The 20,310-nt window shown below is 45.9% G+C and carries 13 protein-coding genes; 11 read left to right on the forward strand and 2 right to left on the reverse strand.

The features are described 5' to 3' along the window. Window positions 1-45 precede the first annotated feature (45 nt). The 9 genes from ACFGVR_RS06230 to ACFGVR_RS06270 all read left to right on the forward strand — a co-directional run bounded on the left by ACFGVR_RS06230 (window position 46) and on the right by ACFGVR_RS06270 (window position 13,349). Window positions 46-666, forward strand: a complete 621-nt coding sequence (locus ACFGVR_RS06230) for a hypothetical protein (protein ID WP_448701835.1) — start codon at window positions 46-48, stop codon at window positions 664-666. Further along, the gene (locus ACFGVR_RS06235; RefSeq protein ID WP_448701836.1) at window positions 647-946 is read left to right on the forward strand and encodes a winged helix-turn-helix domain-containing protein; all 300 of its coding nucleotides are present in this window, start codon (window positions 647-649) and stop codon (window positions 944-946) included. Before ACFGVR_RS06230 ends, ACFGVR_RS06235 begins: the two co-directional genes overlap by 20 nt. A 52-nt stretch (window positions 947-998) precedes the next feature. After that, window positions 999-3,503 carry an XrtN system VIT domain-containing protein gene (locus ACFGVR_RS06240; RefSeq protein ID WP_448701838.1) on the forward strand — a complete coding sequence of 835 codons (2,505 nt, stop codon included), beginning with the start codon at window positions 999-1,001 and terminating at the stop codon, window positions 3,501-3,503. After that, on the forward strand, window positions 3,493-4,887 hold the full coding sequence (xrtN, locus tag ACFGVR_RS06245; protein ID WP_448701839.1) for an exosortase N: 1,395 nt from the start codon (window positions 3,493-3,495) through the stop codon (window positions 4,885-4,887). Before ACFGVR_RS06240 ends, xrtN begins: the two co-directional genes overlap by 11 nt. Continuing rightward, the gene (locus ACFGVR_RS06250) at window positions 4,844-5,326 is read left to right on the forward strand and encodes a hypothetical protein (RefSeq protein ID WP_448701840.1); all 483 of its coding nucleotides are present in this window, start codon (window positions 4,844-4,846) and stop codon (window positions 5,324-5,326) included. The genes xrtN and ACFGVR_RS06250 overlap by 44 nt, the downstream gene beginning before the upstream one ends. Before the next feature lie 3 nt (window positions 5,327-5,329). Continuing rightward, a complete protein-coding gene (locus ACFGVR_RS06255) occupies window positions 5,330-5,710 on the forward strand; it encodes a ribosomal maturation YjgA family protein (RefSeq protein WP_448701841.1) in 381 nt (126 codons plus the stop codon). Next, a complete protein-coding gene (locus ACFGVR_RS06260) occupies window positions 5,710-6,471 on the forward strand; it encodes an oxygenase MpaB family protein (protein ID WP_448701842.1) in 762 nt (253 codons plus the stop codon). Before ACFGVR_RS06255 ends, ACFGVR_RS06260 begins: the two co-directional genes overlap by 1 nt. 33 nt (window positions 6,472-6,504) lie before the next feature. After that, the gene (locus ACFGVR_RS06265; protein ID WP_448701843.1) at window positions 6,505-7,284 is read left to right on the forward strand and encodes a phosphodiester glycosidase family protein; all 780 of its coding nucleotides are present in this window, start codon (window positions 6,505-6,507) and stop codon (window positions 7,282-7,284) included. Window positions 7,285-7,517: 233 nt separating this feature from the next. Continuing rightward, window positions 7,518-13,349, forward strand: coding sequence for a carboxypeptidase-like regulatory domain-containing protein (locus ACFGVR_RS06270; RefSeq protein ID WP_448701844.1), 5,832 nt, complete (start codon window positions 7,518-7,520; stop codon window positions 13,347-13,349). Window positions 13,350-13,404: 55 nt separating this feature from the next. On the opposite strand, the gene ACFGVR_RS06275 is transcribed toward ACFGVR_RS06270, so the two are convergent. Next, window positions 13,405-15,051: an alpha-L-fucosidase gene (locus ACFGVR_RS06275; RefSeq protein ID WP_448701846.1), complete on the reverse strand. Its 1,647-nt coding sequence runs from the start codon at window positions 15,049-15,051 to the stop codon at window positions 13,405-13,407. A gap of 153 nt (window positions 15,052-15,204) precedes the next feature. Between ACFGVR_RS06275 and ACFGVR_RS06280 the strand changes: the two genes are divergently transcribed. Together ACFGVR_RS06280 and ACFGVR_RS06285 are read left to right on the forward strand one after the other, a co-directional pair. Continuing rightward, window positions 15,205-16,104, forward strand: coding sequence for a helix-turn-helix domain-containing protein (locus tag ACFGVR_RS06280; RefSeq protein WP_448701847.1), 900 nt, complete (start codon window positions 15,205-15,207; stop codon window positions 16,102-16,104). 133 nt (window positions 16,105-16,237) lie between these two features. Continuing rightward, a complete protein-coding gene (locus tag ACFGVR_RS06285; RefSeq protein ID WP_448701848.1) occupies window positions 16,238-19,120 on the forward strand; it encodes a PAS domain-containing protein in 2,883 nt (960 codons plus the stop codon). A 118-nt stretch (window positions 19,121-19,238) separates the two neighbouring features. On the opposite strand, the gene ACFGVR_RS06290 is transcribed toward ACFGVR_RS06285, so the two are convergent. Further along, window positions 19,239-20,306, reverse strand: a complete 1,068-nt coding sequence (locus tag ACFGVR_RS06290; RefSeq protein ID WP_448701850.1) for a glycoside hydrolase family 130 protein — start codon at window positions 20,304-20,306, stop codon at window positions 19,239-19,241. Window positions 20,307-20,310: the final 4 nt, after the last annotated feature.

Here is a 20,310-nt window from a genome sequence, read left to right on the forward strand (position 1 = left end):
ATTTATAAAATCAATTTCGTTACTTTGAATATCAAAGTACTTTAAATGAAAGAAAAAGATCTACTTGACGACCTGGGCTCCATCAAAAATATAATGGAACGCTCCACAAAGTTTATTTCGCTCAGCGGGCTTTCGGGGGTAATGGCCGGTGTATATGCGCTGGCTGGCGCGGGTGTAGCTTACCGCTTGCTTAATGCTTATGTTGAAGGTGGCCGCTTTGGCGGGCAAATATTAACCATGCGGTTATTTTTAATTGCCTGCGCAGTGTTAACATTGTCATTGATTACCGGCTTGTGGCTCACCGTTCGCAAGGCTCACCGTAAAAATTTAAGTGTAATAAACCCAAGCAGTCGCGCCCTTTTATTCAGCGGTGCCATACCTTTGGTAGGCGGCGGCACATTTTTATTGATACTTTTGTACCAGGGCTATTATGGCATTATTTGCCCCGGCTGCCTGGTTTTTTATGGCATGGCGCTGGTTGCTGCCAGCCAGCATACTTATGGCGATGTTAAATGGCTGGGCCTGTGCGAAATTGCCCTTGGCCTGTTGGCTGCCGCAATGCCGGGATATGGTTTAATATATTGGACAGTTGGTTTTGGCGTACTGCACATTTTGTATGGTACCGTGATGCATTTTAAATACGATCGTGAAGGCAGTACTACATAATTTTGATAAAGCTTTTGAAAACCGCATACGCCTGCAAGCCATGAGTGTGCTGGTTGCTAACGAAAGCTACGATTTTAACGCGCTTAAAGAACTGTTGGATGTAACCGACGGTAACCTGGCATCGCACCTTAAAGCTTTGGAGAAGGAGGAATACATCACCGTAACCAAATCTTTCCTCGGACGCAAGCCCAACACCCGCTACCTGGCCACCAAATTGGGCATTGCGGCATTTAAAAAACACCTCGAGGCACTCGAAAATTTAATAAAACAGCAAAAATAAATTTTTTTACCCATATACTTTGAAATACAAAGAACTTTTAAATATATCAAAAATGAAGATCAAAACCTTATTACAAGATGGCTTTACCGCAACCGGCCTGGCCCTTATCATCATCTCGGCAATCGTATTTGCATGCACCATTCCGGTTGGTCAAAACGATACGATGGGCGTTTTCTTTATCAATTATTCATTTTCGCTCGGCTACCTGCTGGCTTTGGGCATCAATAGCATTGTAAGGCAACGCTGGGGTTTCTGGCAAAACAAGTTACAACATACCATCATTATGCTGGTGCTTTGGTTTATCAGCGCGTTTGCTTTAAACCGCAACATGAATGTTTTTGATGCCTCGGTACCCTGGCTTTGCGTGTATATCATTGTGGCTGCTGTAACCTTAGTGCTGGCTGTTTTTTACCAGGCAATGGGCGCACTATCCCGCTATATCTTCTTTTTCTTTTTAGGCAGCGCGGCCATCCTGTTTACTTATTACGCCATATACCTGGTGCCCCTGTATGGCATAAGTGCTGTTGCGCTTATCGCGATAGGCATTTCCATGCACTCGTATATCACGCTGTTTATGCTCATAGCCACCATAACTGTTTTTATACGTGCTTTGCGCGATGATAAAAAAATAGCCTGGGCATTTGGCGCAGGTGCTTTATGGCCGGTGTTGGTTTGTGGGGTGTTTTTGGTACAATGGAACAATACCGATCAAAAAATAAATCGTGTTTTAAATCAATACACACTTAACGAAGCCAAAATACCCGCCTGGATGGTAGTGAGCCAGAAGATCGACCGTTCGCCCATTGCCGAACGCATTTTAAAAACCGGCCTGGTATATCACGAGGTTAAACTAACCGGCGAGTGGTTTTGGGGCGATATGCCAACCCGTGGGTTTGATGTACAAAAGCAGCACGACCCATTAGTGGTGATAGCCAGCCTGTTTTGTACCCGCCCCAACCTCGACGACCAGGAACGCATCAAAATATTAAAATCAATGTACGATTCGCGCCACCACGCTCAGGAACGCCTTTGGGCCGGCGATGAGCTGACAACGGCAAGCATAGTGAGCAATGTTAAGCTCTTCCCCGAATACCGCATGGCTTATACCGAAAAAACACTCACCATCAAAAACAATTCCGACCGGAGCTGGCAGAACCAGGAAGCGATCTATACTTTTCACCTGTCCGAAGGCTCTGTGGTAACCTCGTTATCGTTATGGATAAACGGGCAGGAAGAAAAGTCGCGGCTCACAACTAAAGCCAAAGCCGACTCCGCCTACAAGCAAATTGTCGGTGTTCAAAACCGCGACCCGTCCGTTATCCACTGGCAGGAGGGCAATATCATCACCGTAAGGGTATTTCCATGCCCTGTTGACGAAAACCGCAAAGTGCGCATCGGGGTAACCGGTCCGCTAAAAAAAGACGGTGATAAACTGGTTTACGAAAACATCTATTTCGAGGGCCCCGAAGCTACCCGTGCGCTTGAAACCGTGCAGGTGGCCTTTTCAAACAAACCTGCCGGCCTGCAGTTACCGGGTAATTTTGAATTAACAGGTAAAGATGTGTACCAAAGCGAGCGCGATTATCAGCCTTATTGGGAGATCAGCTGCAAAGCGCCGCAATTGGCAACAAACAGTTTTTATTTCGATAATGCCAATTACCGGGTTAAAGATCTGCAGCCGCAGTACAGCAGCTTCGAGCCATCGGTGGTGTATCTCGATTTGAATAATGCCTGGTCGCGCGATGAGTTGCAGCAGGTTTGGGATCGCACCAAAACCAAAACCGTTTATGTATATCAAAATGGCTTAACCCGTTTAAATGACGAAAACCTCGACGAAGTTTATAAACTGGCCGCCCAGGATAACTTCAGCCTGTTTCCGTTGTATCATGTTACCGATCCTGAGCACTCGCTCATTATTTCGAAAAGTACGGTAGTTGCGCCTAACCTGCAGGATTTGGAAGGCAGCGCTTTCGCCAAAAAAATGGACGACTATTTTAAAACGCCCAAACAGATCAGGCTGTATAACATCGGCGATCAGCTCTCGCCCTACCTAAAAGCCTTAAAAGAGCTGCGCGTGTTGAATTACGAAAACGGAACCCGGGAGCAACTGTTTACAGAATTAGGTAAGCACCGTTTTTTACTGAGCCAGGAAAGCGATTCGACCGTTGCGGTTAACCACGCCCAAATGCTGATACAAAAAACAGATGTAGTAAGCAGCGGCACGGCTCCCGACCATCTGCTGCGTTTGTTTGCCTATAACGATATCATGAAAAAGGTAAGCGCGGGCTATTTTACCAATAACTATGTGCAGCCCGATATTATCGACGAGGCCGAAAGGGCCTACGTGGTTACCCCGGTTTCAAGCCTCATCGTACTGGAAACGCAGAAGGATTACGAACAGTTTAACATTGCCGAAAGCAAGAACAGCCTAAAAAACGCATCGATCAAATCATCCGGATCAGTACCTGAGCCTCACGAATGGCTATTGATCGCCCTGTTTATCAGCATTGTGCTTTACCTTAAGTTTTATACCAAAAAGGCAGGTTATGAAGGCTAATATCAGTTTGTCGTATATCAAACCCATCAGCGTAAGTATGGTCAATGTGCTATTAGCGGCTTATGGCTGTATCGCTTTCTGGTTGTTTAAAGGCTATTTTAGTTGGGATGTGAATGTGAGTTTGGGGCTGGCAACGGCCCCTTACATTTGTACGGTTAACAAAGGCACCCTGTCGTTAAAATATCTCGTCCCAACAATATTGGCCATGGTTTTGGCCATATTGCTGCCCGTACGCAGCATGCTTTTTGTGGCCATACTTTTAGCGGTATTACTGTTGGTTGAAAACGGTATCGGCAAATTAAGCAACGTGGTACTGTTCCTGATGCTGCTCATCTCGCCCATGTTTAAATACGCGGCCATGATATTCGAGCTGCCCGTTAGGCTTTGGTTAAGCGCGCAGGTGGCGGCGCTGCTAAGCCGTATCGGCATAGTGGCCGTTGCTGCCGGTAACCAGATCGTGCTCAACGGATCAGAGTTTTCTGTCGACCCGGCCTGCGCCGGGTTGAACATGCTGGTAACATCGTTGCTCATTTGCCTGTTTACCATCGCATTCTATCAGCGGCAAACGCAAAAGCGGTTGCATTTTTTGTTCCTCGGTGGATTGTTGATCATCACCATCGGGTTAAATATTGTTTGCAACTTTTTCCGTATCACGTTCCTGGTGCTGTTTAAAGTAATGCCCCAAACCTTCTTCCACGATTTTATCGGCATGTTTTGTTTATTACTTTACGTAATTGTACCGTTAATGTATGGCTGTAAACTGATCTTTGGCTTCATCGCGCAAAGCAAACCACCGAAACAACAGCCGGCGATGGTTCAAAATACGATAAGGTACCCGTTGCTGCACGCTTCATTTTTAGTTTTAACCATTTTTATCGCGTTTCACCTTTCGGCAATGCAGAACAGCATGAACACTAAGAATGTAGATATTGATCTGCCCGGCTATCATAAAAATAAGCTGGCCGACGGCGTACTGAAATTTGAAAACGCGGAGGCGCTGGTATACCTTAAACCCACGGCCTACTACGCCCCCGGCCACGACCCGATGGTTTGCTGGACGGGCAGCGGGTACGCGTTTACTAATATTAGCCGGTCGGCAATTAACGGCACCCTGGTTTATACAGGCACGCTAAAAAAAGGCGCCGATAAAATTTACGCCGCCTGGTGGTTTGATAACGGCACACTGCAAACCAGCGATCAGTTAAAATGGCGCTGGGCCGCAGCTCAGGGGCAACCGCAATTTTACCTGGTTAATGTAAACGCAGCAACACCACAGCTTTTAAAAAGTAAAGCCACTCAACTATTATCAGCAAACAAATATTTAACAGGCAATTCATACCATGCACACAGTACTGATCAACAACAGGTTAACCCGCCGAATTAAAATATGCATCACCATGGTCATTATCGGTTTGGCGGTAAGCGGCATCACTGCATTCCCGATAGAAACCGAACTGGCCCTTTTAGCCAAACCCGGCACCGGTGTAATGAACCACTGGCTCAATACCATTTACGGGGCCATAAAAACCACCAACCAAACCTACCCCTGGTTAAGCTACGGCACCGATTGGCTGGCCTTTGCCCATATCATGCTGGCTGTTTTGTTTATCGGTCCCCTGCGTAACCCGGTTAAAAACATCTGGGTAATTGAGTTTGGCATGATCGCCTGCGTATCCATCTTCCCACTGGCGTTTATTGCAGGCGGCATACGCGGTATCCCCGTATTCTGGCGGTTTATCGATTGCTCTTTTGGTGTTATCGGCATTATTCCGCTGTATTTGAGTTATACAACAATTAAAAAAATAAACACCAAACAGTTTTAAGTAATGATTCAATTCAACATCAGGTATTTCGCCCTGACCGTAATACTATTCTTTATCGAACTCTATATCGGGTTTTGCGTTCGCGATGCCATTATCAGGCCCTACGGCGGCGACTTACTCATCGGTATATTTATTTATTGTTTTCTAAAAAGCTTCATTAATGCACCTGTGATGCCTGTAGCGATACTGGTATTGATGGTTTGTTACATTGCCGAGGTGTTGCAATACCTACATTTTTTAAATTACATGGGCTGGCAAAATTCGCACCTGGCACGCATGGTGTTCGGCGTTGGTTTTTCGTGGATCGATATGCTGTGTTATACCGCGGGCATGCTTATTGTACTTTTAGCAGAGCGGGCAAGGTATGCAATACAAAAATTTTGATGATGGAATATTTTGTAAAACAGGGTTCGGTAGTGCGGCAGATATGGGGTAAAAGCGATACCGTGCTGTTTATTTTTGCCGGTTCGGCGGCCGAGTTCGCACTCAATAAGGCTGTCGACTGGCTATACTTTACCGGCAAGTTACCCGCCGACCCGATCGGGCGTTTGTTCAGCACCGTTGCCTATGCCCGCATGATCCTTTTTGCCGATCGTGATCAGGCTCTCAAGGCTATCGACCAGATCACGGCGATCCACCAGCAGGTTGAAGCAAACCGCGGCGCCAAAATACCCGATTGGGCTTACCGCGATGTGCTGTTCATGCTCATCGATTATTCTATCCGTTCGTTCGAAGTATTGGAGCGGCCTTTAACCGGTTGGGAAAAAGCCGAGGTGTTTGATACCTTTTACCGCGTAGGCAATCGTATGGGTATAACCGATCTACCCAAAACCTACCCCGATTGGATCATCATGCGCCGGGAGCATTTGGAGCAAAATTTGCGCAACAGCAAATTCACCACCGACCTATATCAGCAATATAAAAAACACCTGGGCCGGGTACGGTATCAATTGTTAAAGCAGGTGCAACAGCTTATCGTCCCCGAAAAGGTAAAACAATTGCTGCAATTAACCGGTGTACCTTATATTAAATCCTTGTTGGCGTTGTACAAATTAAGCCGTCTTATCCGTATAGACACCATCTTAAAAAGCGCCATGCTGCCCGAAGCCTATAAAAAACAGATCCTCGCGCTCGACGAAAAGTAATACCCTATATTTGATAAAACAACAGGTTTTATCATGAGAGTTACTTTCGCGCTGATCATCCTATTCTGGCTCAATGCTAATGCCAAACTGGTGCCTTTTCCAAATGGGCATCATCCTGTGCTAAAACAGGCAGCAAAAAGCGGGTTGGTACAGGCGGTTGTTTTCCAAAATAAACATTACCTGGTTTGCAAATTCAATCCTAAACAATATAACATTGAATTGTTTAACCGGTTCGAAACCGGTACCTACACTTTTAGCGAGATTGAAAAGCATAAAAAACGCAACCTCATATTTGCCATGAATGCAGGTATGTACGAACAGGACCTTAGTCCCGTGGGTTTATTTGTATCGGGCGGTAAAACGCATAAGGAAATAGATCTGGCTACCGATAAGCCCGGCAACTTTTACCAGCTTAAACCCAATGGTGTATTTATTGTGGATGATCAAAACAACGCACATATTATTACCAGCGAAGCTTATCCGGCAGTAAGCTATAAAGTAAACCTTGCTACGCAAAGCGGCCCCATGCTGCTTATCGGAGGAACGTTAAACAGTAACTTTAAAGAACAATCAACCAACGTAAACATCCGCAACGGCGTTGGCGTTGATAATAAGGGTGATGTAGTTTTTATTATTTCGCTTGATAAAGTTAATTTTTATGAACTGGCGCAATTATTTAAAACGCAATACAACTGCGATAATGCCCTGTATATGGATGGTGTGATAAGCCAGTATTATGCGCCCGAACTGCAAAAAAAGCCTGTTGAAGGCGTACCGCTCGGTACCTTTATTACAGTGAGCCGTAAGAAGTAAACCGTTAACTGTTTAGAGGCTCCATTATGCCCTTATCTCAATAATCACTTTTTAAAGCTCCGGAGGAGCTACCTGTTTATAGTAAGCAGAAAAAAAGAACCCGGGCTCCGGAGGGGCCTCCTGTTTTCAACAGCAATTGCTTGCCTTATTCACAGCCTATATCATTTGACAATTATTTTCATAATATTTATGGAATCTTTTGTGTAAAACCATTTTGATACAAAAGCACAACCATGAAAACCTTTTCCTTATCTGCCCTGCTGCTTTTATGCTGCTGCGTTTGCTTTGCGCAAAAACCACTAACCAATAGCCGCACCAGCAGCTATTATACCTATATCTACACGCTAAGCGATGAGGATATGAAAGTGTTTTTTGAAGATACCAAAAAGAAGCCCGAAGACCTGGTTTTAAACCATCCTGTCGACTCTGTGCTTACCGACCGTTACGTTCAGCCCAAGCTGGTGCCCGGCAATTATTTAGCGGTACACGCTACCGAAAACAAGGTAAGCTATAACGTGATACAGGTCAATACCGCTTATTTACAATTACTGGATAATAAAAAAGACCTGCGGTTTTCCTTGTTCGACGCAAACGGGAACGAAGTTACCGATGCCGAAGCCTGGCTCGATCATAAACAGATCAGCTATGACCCCCTCTTTAAACTTTATCACATCAAATATCATCAGAAAGAAGACGATGATCACTATATAAAAATTAAATACAAAGGGGTTGTGAGTTATTATACCGTTGATCAGCAGGAAAGAGGCCGTTACGGTCCGTCAACATGGCATAACATCATCAACTCACGTCCAATAGTTTACCTGTGGCAGCCATTGGCTAATTTATTTTCAAAGTATCACCACGGGCCCTATTACGGCAAGGGTTCGCCTTACAACGGCTTTATGGCTTTTAATAAACCCATGTATAAACCGCGCGATACCGTAAGGTTTAAAGCCTATATATTTCAATATAAATCAAAAACGCCGGTCAAACAAAAAACGTTATACATCCGCCTTAAAGAAGCTTATGGCGATGCCGGCAAGATCATCGGCCAGGTAAACAGTTATCGCGACGGGGCCTTTGAAAGTTCGGTTGTTTTAAATGACAGCTTAAAACTGGTGCTCGACAGAAACTATACCATCAGTCTCGAAAACTCGGCAGATGTTAAGGCTAAGAATAATGTATTGATCAGCAAAAACTTCAGGTACGAAGAGTACGAGTTAAAAACCATCACCTTTAACATGCGCACCAACGAGGAAGAACAGCCATTTAGTACCGCTGCTACGCTATACCTTAAAGCAGCCGATGAGAATGAGCTGCCTGTTGCCGATGGCCGTATCGAGTTGATCTTAACGGCAGAAGATGTACAGCAATACAACGACAAGCATGTATTTGTACCCGATACCTTATGGCAGCACAAGCTGCAGCTCGACCCGATAGGCGAAACCAAAGTGCTGATACCCGATTCGGTTTTCCCTATGGCCGATGTGCGATACAGCGTACATGCTGTATTTTTAAACAGCAATAACGAGCGACAAACCAAAGACGAAACGTTAACCTTTTCGGCCCATAAACGCTATACCATTACCACTAAGCTTAACCAGGATACCCTAAAGATCACTTACCTGGATAAGGACCGGCCGGTATCGGCAAAAGCCCGGATAATCGGCTCAACGGTTAAAGGTGATACGCTATTGGTGAAAGATGTATCATTACCGGCACAGATCATCATCAACCCCAACATTGACAGCTACAGCATCCGGACAGATAGTGCGTACAAAAGTGCAGATATGGCCGATTTTAAAGACGAGATAAGCATTTCGTCGCTGCGCACCGCCGACTCGTTATTTGTCCGCGTAACCAACCCGCACCGCATCCCTTTTTGGTACACGGTGTTTAGCGGCAATAAAATAATTGACGGCGGCAAGGCGGTAAACCTGTTTTATAAAAAGCCTTGTCAGGTTAATGGCAACATCCACTTTCTGATCAATTATGTTTGGGCCGGTAAACCCGAAACCAAAGAAGAGGCCATTGGCTATTACGATAAATTACTCACCATTACGCCAACGCAGCCTATCTCGGTTTACCCGGGTCAAACAGCGCCTATTGTCATCAATGTTAAAGATCCCGCGGGTAAACCGGTTGCCGGTGCCGATGTTACCGCCTTTGCTTTTACCACCAAATTCAAAAACTACAAGGGAACATCCATTCCTTATTTTGGCAAAAGCTACCTGGCCCGTAATCTAAAAGAACGGCTTGAAATTGACGATAAGAGCGAGTATGGCGCATTTCAACTTAACTGGAAACGCTGGGGCCGCCAAATGGGATTGGACAGTATCATATATTTCCAATTTACTCATCCCAAAGATATTTATTTTATAAACGAACCCGCACCCGACAGCCTCACTCAAATAGCGCCCTTTGTTGTAAAGAACGGCGATATTTTACCCATATATGTTTTGTTTATTGATGAGCGCCCGGTATACTTTAGCCAGGCCGAGCAATTGCAGCGCTATAGTTTTATGGTATCGCCCGGCAGGCATAAAATTAATTTCCGCACGTTAAACCAGGATATTACCCTTGATAAGGTTTTTGTTGCCAAGGGGCAAAAAATGATATTGAGCGTTAATGCCGATACTGCATTGAACCACCAGGCACATTTTGTTAAAATGCCCGATACCCTAACCCCGTACGAGGCAGGGCTGATCAATAAATACATGATCAGGGTGGTTAATAATTTTGGTCCGCGTATGGCCACCCTTACGCAGGAAAATAGTTTGATATTACTCAATCCATCTCCATTATCGGCCACAAACAACACCATCTTAACCGGGCCGTTGTCTTATAACGATGCGCTTATTGATGTGAAAGGCGGCCTTACGCAAAGTTTTATAACCGAACCCGGCTACTCGTACGAGTTTAAACCAAATTTTCTAAAGCAAAAATCAATTGCCTCGCTTTATCCGTTCAATACACATCTTGGTACAAGTGCGCCCAATTACCAACGGTACCTGCCCAATGCCCCCAAAGACGCCGACATACCATCGTACAGCCAGTATGCGCTTACCGGTAAAGAAGTTGATACCCTTTGGCACCATTACCTGGATAGCCGCCGCAACACCCAGAGCTTATTTAACAACAATTATTTAAACCCCTATGGTAATGGTAAACTGGTTATTGGCTTTGATGAATACCAGGGCGATCATCCAGATAAACACCCGCCTTTTATCAAAAATGTAGTGATATACCGCGAGGGCAACCCCGATTATCTCGGCATTTACCCGGGCAGTACTACCGATTTCAGATACCTTAACCCCGGTAATTATCGCCTGTTGTTTTTATTGGATGGCGACAGGTACCAGCTGCAGGAAGGCATCAGTATCAAACCCAACGGCATTAATTATTACAAGGTAAAATTCAACCGCATCAAATCCAGGGATAGCGTAAGCATCAAAATATCAACTATTATTGAGCAGTATCTAACTGATTATCAGTACGCCGATGAAGATCAGCAAAAGCTGAAGATAAAAGAGGCATTTAACCATCAATACGTTGATAATACTACATTTAAAGACCAGATGACCGGTCAGGTGTTGGATAAAAATAAACAAACGCTTATCGGGGTGTCTGTTATAGTTAACGGTACCAATCACGGTACGGTTACCGATATAAATGGCCGGTTTAGAATTACCGTGCCCCCGTCGGGTAAGTTGCGTATCGCTTATATTGGCTATGTATCCACCATGGAAGATATCAGGCCGGGTACCGATGTCAAAATTATACTCGCCGAGTCGAGTATGTCGCTTAATGAAGTGGTTGTTACCGGTTACGGCACGCGATCAATGAAAAGCATGAGCCTGGCATCAGTTTCTACCTTAGAAGGCAAGGTTGCGGGTATCGATATCGCTATTCGCGGCGCGGCAACTCCGGACGCATCAGCTAAGCCCTTATACGTGGTTGATGGCGTTATTGTAGATAGCATAGATGGTGTTAACGCCGGTGACATCGCCGACATCAGCACCCTAAAAGATGCGGCAGGTACCGCCATTTACGGCGCCCGGGGTGCAAGCGGGGTGGTCATCATCACCACCAAAAAAGGGAGTAAAAATAGCACTGCCGGTATTGAACTGCCTGGCGGGCAAAACACCACGCGCACCAACTTTCGCGATTATGCCTACTGGCAGCCCAGGCTCATTACCGATGAACAGGGCAATGCCAGATACAATGCAACATTCCCCGATGATATTACCAGCTGGCGCACCACAGCGGTTGCTGTTAGCGGCAAATATACCGGGTATCGTGATAATCTCGCGATCAAAGCTTATAAGGCGCTTAGCGCAAATATGGTAACGCCACAATTTGCCGTTAAGGGAGATGAAATGAATGTACTGGGCAAAATGATGAACTATACTACCGATGTGGCCCATGTTGATCGTCGCTTTCTGTATAATGGTGAGCCGTTTAAGCAGAATAGGCTAAGCGTAAAAAATGCGCTTATAGATACTTTCAGGATAGTTGCCGCTGATAAGGACAGCCTGAAATTTGAATACACCATAAAAAAAGACAACGGCTATTTTGATGGCGAAAGGCGCAGCATACCCGTTTTTGAACAGGGCGTGCTTGAAACAAAAGGCACCTTTGCCGATCTGGAAAAGGATACCACCGTTACCCTAAAGTTCGACCCGGCATTAGGCAAGGTGACCTTCAGGGCCGAATCGTCGGTACTGCCTGCATTAACCGAGGAAACCGACCGCCTGCGCATTTACGAATATTTATGCAACGAGCAGCTGGCATCAAAACTAAAAGGGTTGCTGGTTGAAAAACGCATCCGTACTTATTTGGGGCAGCCATTTAAATGGGATAGGAATGTGTTGGACCTGATTAAAAAACTACAGGAAAACCGCCGTGCCGAAGGCACCTGGGGCTGGTGGAAAGATACCGAAGAAGAACTGTGGATAAGCCTGCACGCTGTTGAGGCATTGGTTGACGCCGAAAAGGAAGGCTACCACACCTTGATCGATAAACAAAAACTGATCGATTATTTAATGTACCAGGTAACCTCATACCAGGGGGTAAACAAACTGGATGCGATAAATATTTTACTGAAACTGAATGCCAAAGCCGATTACAATCAGCTGATAGCTGTTTACGAAAAAGGCTTGTCGCCAAAGATCAAACGGTCCGACTATGACAAAATGAAACTGATGGCTGTTAAACAGCAGGCCGGTTTGCCCATTGTTATGGATAGCCTGCTGCTCAAAAAGCGCAGTACCATGTTTGGCAATCTGTATTGGGGCGAAAACGACAGCTACCGCTTTTTTGATAACTCCATCCAGTTAAGTGTAATGGCCTACCATATTTTAAAAGCAGATGGCAAACACCCCGAAATGCTCATCAGGCTGCGCAACTATTTTTTAGAGCAGCGTAAAGACGGTTACTGGCGCAATACCTACGAGTCATCATTGATACTCGAAACTATTTTGCCCGATCTGCTTATCGGCAAACAAACCCCAGCCCCGCCGGCAATTACCCTTAACGGGGATAAAAACGAAACGGTAACACAATTCCCCTATACCGCCACGTTAAATCCGGCCACATCGTTAAAAGTAAGTAAAACCGGTGTAATGCCAGTGTACATAACCGGCTACCAGCAGTTTTGGAACAAACAGCCGGTTAAAGTAAGTAAGGATTTTACCGTGAACACCTGGTTCGAAAGATCGGGTAATAAAACAACCCTGCTAAAAGGCGGCGAACCTGTAAGCTTACAGGCCGAGGTTACCGCCCGCGCTGATGCCGATTTTGTGATGATCGAGATACCGATACCGGCAGGCTGCTCTTACGAGAGTAAAGAACAACCTTACTGGGGCGCCGAAGTACACCGCGAATATTTTAAAAACAAGGTGAGCATATTTTGCCGCAAGCTTAAACAAGGCAAATACAGTTTCACCATTAAACTGATGCCGAGGTACGGCGGTAATTACACCCTCAATCCGGCCAAAGCCGAAATGATGTATTTCCCGGTATTTTACGGTCGGGAGGAGCTAAAAAGGGTTACTATCAATTAGAGATTTTAGCGTGAATCTATTTTTCTACCCCGGTGTCTGTGTCCTCACAGGCACCTTATTTCAATTCAGCCGCCATTACCGGGTTACCCGATTCTGTCACCGTGGACGGGTTCATCTTTAAACCGGTAATTTTTAGCGTGCAGGCAATATCGCAGGGTGGATTGGCGGGCAGGGTTACATGCAAACCGCTGCCATCCTGTATAAAGGCGAGGTTCCCTTTCGCGCCAAGCAACGTAATCGCATTGATCTTCCCGGCAGGCGCCTGCCCTTCAGCCAGCGAAGTAATAGTTGCCGAAGCGCCGGGCCATTTGCCGCTGATAATGGCATACAACACATCGCCCTTCACTGTAAAGTGGATAGCGTCCTTCTCGCCCTCTGCAAATTTTATCCAGTTATGGGTATCGTAAATAGCCTCGCCGTTTACTTCCAGCCACTTGCCAATGCCTAACAATGTTTCCTGTTGGTCCTGCGGGATGGTGCCATCTGCTTTGGGCGATAAATTAAGCATCAGCGTACCGTTTTTGCTCACAATATCCACCAGCCGGTTAACAACAGATGCGGCATTGGCCACCGTCATACCATTGGTATAACCCCAGGTACTGCCTATTTTGCTGTCCACGTCCCAGGTACCGGTGCGGATGCCCGGAGGCACATGACCCTCAAAATCCAAAACAGAACCGATAGTTGCCGTATTGACTCCCGTTGGGGCAAAAGCTGCTTTTTTTGTGTTGAGGGTAACATCTTTACCCCATTTTTTTGCGCTGTTGTAATAGTAAGCCGCAACCTGCAGCTTCATCGGGTCCAAAAAGCGCTGATCGATACCATTATCGAACCACAATACATCGGGCTGGTATTTGTCAATCAATTCTACATTCCGGTTAAACCAGCCCAGCAAAAACTTTCGGCAAGCCTCATCGCTTCGGTCGGCAACGTTGTAAAAAGCCGCCCATTTCGCATCGAACAGATCGGCTTTTTCTGCCTTCATTTTTTCGATCATGTCGGCAGGCGGATTGATAAACTGAAAGTTTTCGATCTGGTGATTGGTGAAGCCAAATTTAAGGCCCTGTTTGCGTACTGCAGCACACAGTTCTCCTATCAGGTCGCGCTTGGGCCCCATTTGTTTGGCGTTGTATGGGGTAACTTTGCTATCCCATAAGGCAAAACCATCATGATGCTGGCAGGTTGGCGCCACAAACCGTGCACCCGATTTTTTGAAAAGATCGGCCCAGGCTTGCGGGTCAAATTTATCCTGGGTAAACATCGGGATGAAATCTTTATAGCCAAACTTATCCTGCGTGCCAAAATGATCCACGTGCCATTGGCCAATACCACCGGCTGTGTACATGTGTTTTTCGTACCATTCGTTATGATAAGCCGGTACCGAGTATAAACCCCAGTGCATACATAAACCAAACTTGGCCCCTGCATACCAGGCCGGTACTTTATAGTTTTCTTTTAACGATTCCCAGGTGGGTTTGTATGGGCCTTTGGGCATTTTGGTGGCAATGAGCTTTACCGCTGCTTCAACATTTTGCAGCGTAGTTTCGGGCGCCATATCAAAACCGGTATCGTTACCGCTTTCGCCGATGGCTTTGTTTAAGGTGCGGGTAACAGGCGCATCGGTTACAGCTTTATTTTGGGCTTTCGCCGATAGGGCTATTAAAAAAGCGGCAGTAAAACAGATGGAAAAGATTTTTTTCATCCTCATCGTTAATTAAATATGGGTTTATAATTGGCTTATCAAAACTAACAATAGCTGCCGGTTTTAATTTGCGGCAAACAGACTTTTTTTTGTACAAAACAGACTATTGATTATCTTGCTGCTATAAATGCAATCCTGCTTATCACCAGGCCAATGATCAAACGTGCGCAGAAATACACATTTTCGTTACTCAATGTTGACCACGTAGAACTGGGCGCAAACTGGAATTATAAAAACGTGATAAGCCCCTACTACCGCATATATTATATTGAAGCAGGTATGGGCGAAATTTCAAACATTTCGGGAACGGTGCAGTTGGAAGCCGGTTATCTGTACGTCATTCCAAGTTTTACTTTATGCAATCTAAAATGCGATAACCATCTTGATCAATATTTTGTCCAGTTTTTCGAAGAATCGTCTGATGGTATATCCCTGTTTGCCTATAACCGATCTGTTATTAAGATCAAAGCTACCGAAAACGACGTTAGTAACTTCAGGCGTTTATTGGAGATCAACCCTGGCAGGGGCATCAACCGGTCAGACAATCCGAAGATATACGAGCGCAATATATTTTATAAAGAATACCAGGAGTTGAACAACCGGCAGCACCTGCCCGCGTTTTTAGAAACACAGGGCATTATTATGCAGTTGCTTGCGCGATTCCTGGCATCAGCGGCAGTTACCCAAAAAGAAACAGGCATTATTCCTGTTAAAATACTCGATGCTATCAGTTATATTTCGTTACATCTTCACCAAAAACTATCGGTAACACATCTGGCGGAAAGGGCCAATCAAAACAGCGAATATTTTTCGCGTTCGTTTCAACGCCACACCGGCGACAGGCCCTTAAATTATATCAACGAAAAAAGGATAGAGCGTGCCCAGTATCTTATTGTTACCAGTCAGCTTACCTATGCCCAGATTGCCGCGCAAACCGGCTTCGATAATCAATCGCACTTTTCGCGGGTATTTAAAAAAATAACCGGTATGCCGCCGCGTATCTATAAGGTCCGTTTTGGCGATCAGTTTTTCTTCAGATCAGTATCCGGCTAAATACAGGCGCTTATAACTGGTAGGTCTTACTAGTGATACAATAAAAAATTAATGTATTTTGGTTAAGCTTGCCGGCAAACCTTTTGCAGGTTAAATGGTTATAACAAGCTAAACCATTGTCCTGTTAATATTAATGAATAACGCTAAACCGCTGTTAAGCGATCTACAATTACTCGACATTCTATCCTTAAGCAATTACGCGGTTGCGGTGCATGTAACCGAAGATGCTGTTATTCAGTTTGCTAACGATGCCATGCTGGCTATTTGGGGCAAAGGCGGCAGCGTTATCGGTAAATCATTGGAGGAGGCTTTGCCCGAGCTTAAGGGGCAGCCGTTTATCGATCTGTTTAAACGGGTTTGGAATGAGGGGATCACTGTTTCGGGTACGGATACACCCGCCGATCTTAAGATTAACGGCGAATTAAAAACCTTTTATTTTGACTATGAGTACCGCGCAATAAAAAACGCGCAAGGGCAAACATACGCCATATTACATACCGCCTTTGATGTTACCGAAAGATATTTAGGTAAAGAGCGCGAGCAAAACCTGACCGAAGAATTGCGGGCCTCAAACGAGGAGCTTTCGGCAGCTAACGAAGAACTGAATGCCGCTAACGAAGAGTTAACACAATCGCAGGAAGCGTTGCGAAAAATATACGATGAATTAGCCGACAGCAACGCCCGTTTTCGCAGCATGGTTAGCCAGGCCCCGGTGGGTATCTGCATTATCCGCGCAAGCGACCTAATGGTAACCGATGCCAACGACTCATACCTTGAGCTGGCCGGTAAAAAACGCGAAGATTTAGAAAACCATACCATTTGGGATGCCGTACCCGAAGCCGCCGAGGCCTATGCTCCGATAATGAATGAAGTGATTAGCAGCGGTGAGGCTTTTATTGCCAGGGAGCACGAAGTAATGCTGATCCGCAACGGCGTGCCGGAAAATGTTTTTCTGGATTTTGTTTATGAGCCCATGTGGCAAAATGAAGTGGTAAGCGCTATTATGGTTTTGGCCATTGATGTTACCGACAAAGTAAACGCGCGTATCGAGGTACAACGGGCCGAAGAGCTCCACCGTTTTTCGATAGATGCTGCAAATGGCGCAACATGGCATATGGATGCCGAAACGCATGAGTTTACCGTATCGCCCAGGTTGAGGGAAATATTTGACCTGCCGCCCGATGGCCCTGTAACTTACGACAACATACTGAGTAAAATACCGGCCGATTATCACGATAGCATAAACCAGGGTATACAGGCATCGGTAGCCCAAAACCAAAGCTATACCATGGAGCATCCTATTGTATATGCCGACGGGAGCCGCCGCTGGGTGAGGGCATCGGGTAAATTGTATGCTGCCGAGGGGCCCCGTCGGGCGCATTTTTCAGGTCTTATCCTGGATATTACCGCGCAGGTCGAATCGCGCGAAGCCATCCTGAATTTAAACAATGAACTGGCAGCTGCCAACGAAGAACTGCTATCAACCAACGAGGAGCTTAATGCCACTATTGATGAACTGCGCGTTACCCGCGATGAGCTGAAACAAAGCCAGCTTGAGGTTGAGCAAAGCGAAGAAGCTTTGCGTTTTGCTTTACACGCAGCTAACCTGGGCACTTTCGATCTCGACCCGGCAACCAATCGCTTTAAGGGTAATGCTATGCTTAAATCGTGGTTTGGGCTGGGGCCGGATGATGAAATAGAGTTTTCAAAAGCGATCAATATAATAGCCGAAAGAGACAGAAATAATGTGTTATCGGCTATCCAGGATGCGCTAAACTTCAGGTATGGCGGGCACTATGATATTGAATACACCATTATTAACCCGCTCGACCCCCGGCCGCGTTACGTAAGGGCCAAAGGGCAAACCTTATTCAATGCCAGGCAGCAGCCTGTGCGGTTTAGTGGTACGGTGCAGGATATAACCGAAGAACGCCGTGCACTGATGGAGCTGGAACGTTCGTACGAACAGGAACGCCTGTCGAAGGAAGCGGCGCAACTGGGTACCTTTGATATGGACCTGTTGGCAAATACCCTGGAGTGGGATGAGCGCTGCCGCACCTTGTTCGGCATATCGCATAAAGACCCGGTAAGCTATGATAAAGACTTTTTGCCCGGTCTGCATCCCGATGATCGGGAGCGGGTAACCGATGTAATTAAAGATGTTTTTGTTAAATCGGTTAACAACGGCAACTACGATGTTGAATACCGGACCATTGGTGCGGATGACCAAAAAATACGATGGGTGCGCGCCAAAGGCAAGGCCCTGTTTAACGAACACGACGAGCCGGTGCGGTTTATCGGCTCGGTGCTGGATATTACCGATCAAAAGCAGGACGACATACGCAAAAGTGCGTTTATCAGTATGGTGAGCCACGAGTTAAAAACGCCATTAACCTCGTTAAAAGCTTACGTACAGTTGCTGGGTGCCAAAGCCCGGAAAGATAGCGACCATTTTGCAGCCGGCGCACTGGGCAAGGTTGAAGTTCAGGTAAATAAAATGCACAACATGATCGATGGGTTTTTAAACCTGTCGCGGCTGGAGGCCGGTAAGATCCAGCTTAATAAAACATCGTTTGATCTGAGCGATGTGGTAAAAGATATAATGGACGAAACCCTGCTTTTAGGTGCAACCCATGCTATCAAACTATTACCATGCGAATCGATCAGTGTTTTTGCCGACAAGGATAAAATAGGGCACGTTATTTCTAACTTTATCAGCAATGCCATTAAATATTCGCCGCGCGGCTCAAATATCGATGTCAATTGCGAAAAAACAGGGAACAATATAAAAGTGAGCGTAAAAGACGAAGGCGTGGGGATTAAATCCCAGGATCTGAGCAAGCTTTTTGATCGTTTTTACCGTGTTGAAAACGCTAATACCCAACACGTTTCGGGCTTTGGAATCGGGCTTTATTTAAGCGCCGAAATTATTGAGCGGCATCATGGTAAAATAGGTGTGGAAAGTGAACCCGGCTCCGGCTCTACTTTTTGGTTTACTATTCCGGTCAATAAGTAATCAGCACCTATATTACTAATAATATCGGATAATGGATTTCGAATACCCAATACCGGGTTTTTGTCTGCTATTCCAAAACCGGATATCTGGTGTTCAATATTACCAATCTCTCATCTTGTTAATTGATATACGGCAAGGCATCGGGTATATCCAATCGCGCAACCCCTATCTTATCATCGGCCATACCGTAATAAACATCGTAGCGGTTGGGCTGGCCAATATCGGTTCGCTGGTCTATACCTGTCGGGAAAACCACATCGGCAATAATGCCAACGCGCTCTTCGGGCAGGTCGGGTTTTAAAAGCGGTTTCACAGTTCTGAAAACCACGTCGTAAGGGTCATTCTCCGAAAGGATCATCAAGCCTGCCGAATAACATAAAGCTTGTTTGTTTTTGGTTGAATGCTCACTTTCCATTACGCCGTGGTATAAAAACATCCAGCCAAATTTGGTGAGTACCGGCGGCGTTCCGGCACCGATCTTTAAAGCCTCCCAGGCTGATACCGGTATAGCCAGCGGGCGGTGTGAAGTAAATTCGCCCGGGTTCCATTTTTTATCCTTTTCGGGATGCACGTGGCAATAACTTAGCCAGATACTTTCGTGGTGTTTATGCACTTCATCGTCCCAGGGCTTTTTTACTTTTTCCTCGGGCCGGGTGCCCGGAAATAATGGCCGGTGCAGCATCCCTAATGATCGGTGCCCATGTGGGCTGGGTACCGCGCATGGAAAAAGGCAGGCATCCTTATTGTTCACACCGTCAAAATCAATGTCCTCATACGGTGCATAGCAGGCCAGCCCAAGACGCTCCCAACGGATCAGGTCTTTTGATTGTGCTAAGGCAATACGGGGCCCGTTCGCCGAAAAGGCGGTATAGGTCATGATATAATGGTCCAGCGGCTCAACATAGGTTATCCTCGGATCCTCGCAGCCGCCACCACCATCTGGCCGCTTTTCATAATCGGCTTCAGGCTCTAAAGCTATTCCTAAACGTTCAACATCAACCGGGTCGCCGGCTTTATTAAATATTACCCGGGCAATACCAATGCGCGAGTAATTATCTTTGGTGGCTATCCGCGGGAAAAGATACAGGTGCCCGTCTTTACCGCGTACAACGGCCGGGTTTAAAACGCCCCCGGCTTCCATGGGGTTTTCCATGTCGGGCTTCATAATAACGCCGAGGCGTTGCATTTTA

The sequence above is a fragment of the Mucilaginibacter aureus genome, from assembly GCF_053514885.1.

Excerpts from the sequence above, each read along its gene's own strand:
- ACFGVR_RS06230 (WP_448701835.1), top strand. The coding sequence starts at position 46 with ATGAAAGAAAAAGATCTACTTGACGACCTGGGCTCCATCAAAAATATA.
- ACFGVR_RS06240 (WP_448701838.1), top strand. The coding sequence starts at position 999 with ATGAAGATCAAAACCTTATTACAAGATGGCTTTACCGCAACCGGCCTG.
- xrtN (WP_448701839.1), top strand. The coding sequence starts at position 3,493 with ATGAAGGCTAATATCAGTTTGTCGTATATCAAACCCATCAGCGTAAGT.
- ACFGVR_RS06250 (WP_448701840.1), top strand. The coding sequence starts at position 4,844 with ATGCACACAGTACTGATCAACAACAGGTTAACCCGCCGAATTAAAATA.
- ACFGVR_RS06255 (WP_448701841.1), top strand. The coding sequence starts at position 5,330 with ATGATTCAATTCAACATCAGGTATTTCGCCCTGACCGTAATACTATTC.
- ACFGVR_RS06260 (WP_448701842.1), top strand. The coding sequence starts at position 5,710 with ATGATGGAATATTTTGTAAAACAGGGTTCGGTAGTGCGGCAGATATGG.
- ACFGVR_RS06265 (WP_448701843.1), top strand. The coding sequence starts at position 6,505 with ATGAGAGTTACTTTCGCGCTGATCATCCTATTCTGGCTCAATGCTAAT.
- ACFGVR_RS06270 (WP_448701844.1), top strand. The coding sequence starts at position 7,518 with ATGAAAACCTTTTCCTTATCTGCCCTGCTGCTTTTATGCTGCTGCGTT.
- ACFGVR_RS06275 (WP_448701846.1), bottom strand. The coding sequence starts at position 15,051 with ATGAAAAAAATCTTTTCCATCTGTTTTACTGCCGCTTTTTTAATAGCC.
- ACFGVR_RS06280 (WP_448701847.1), top strand. The coding sequence starts at position 15,205 with ATGATCAAACGTGCGCAGAAATACACATTTTCGTTACTCAATGTTGAC.
- ACFGVR_RS06285 (WP_448701848.1), top strand. The coding sequence starts at position 16,238 with ATGAATAACGCTAAACCGCTGTTAAGCGATCTACAATTACTCGACATT.
- ACFGVR_RS06290 (WP_448701850.1), bottom strand. The coding sequence starts at position 20,306 with ATGCAACGCCTCGGCGTTATTATGAAGCCCGACATGGAAAACCCCATG.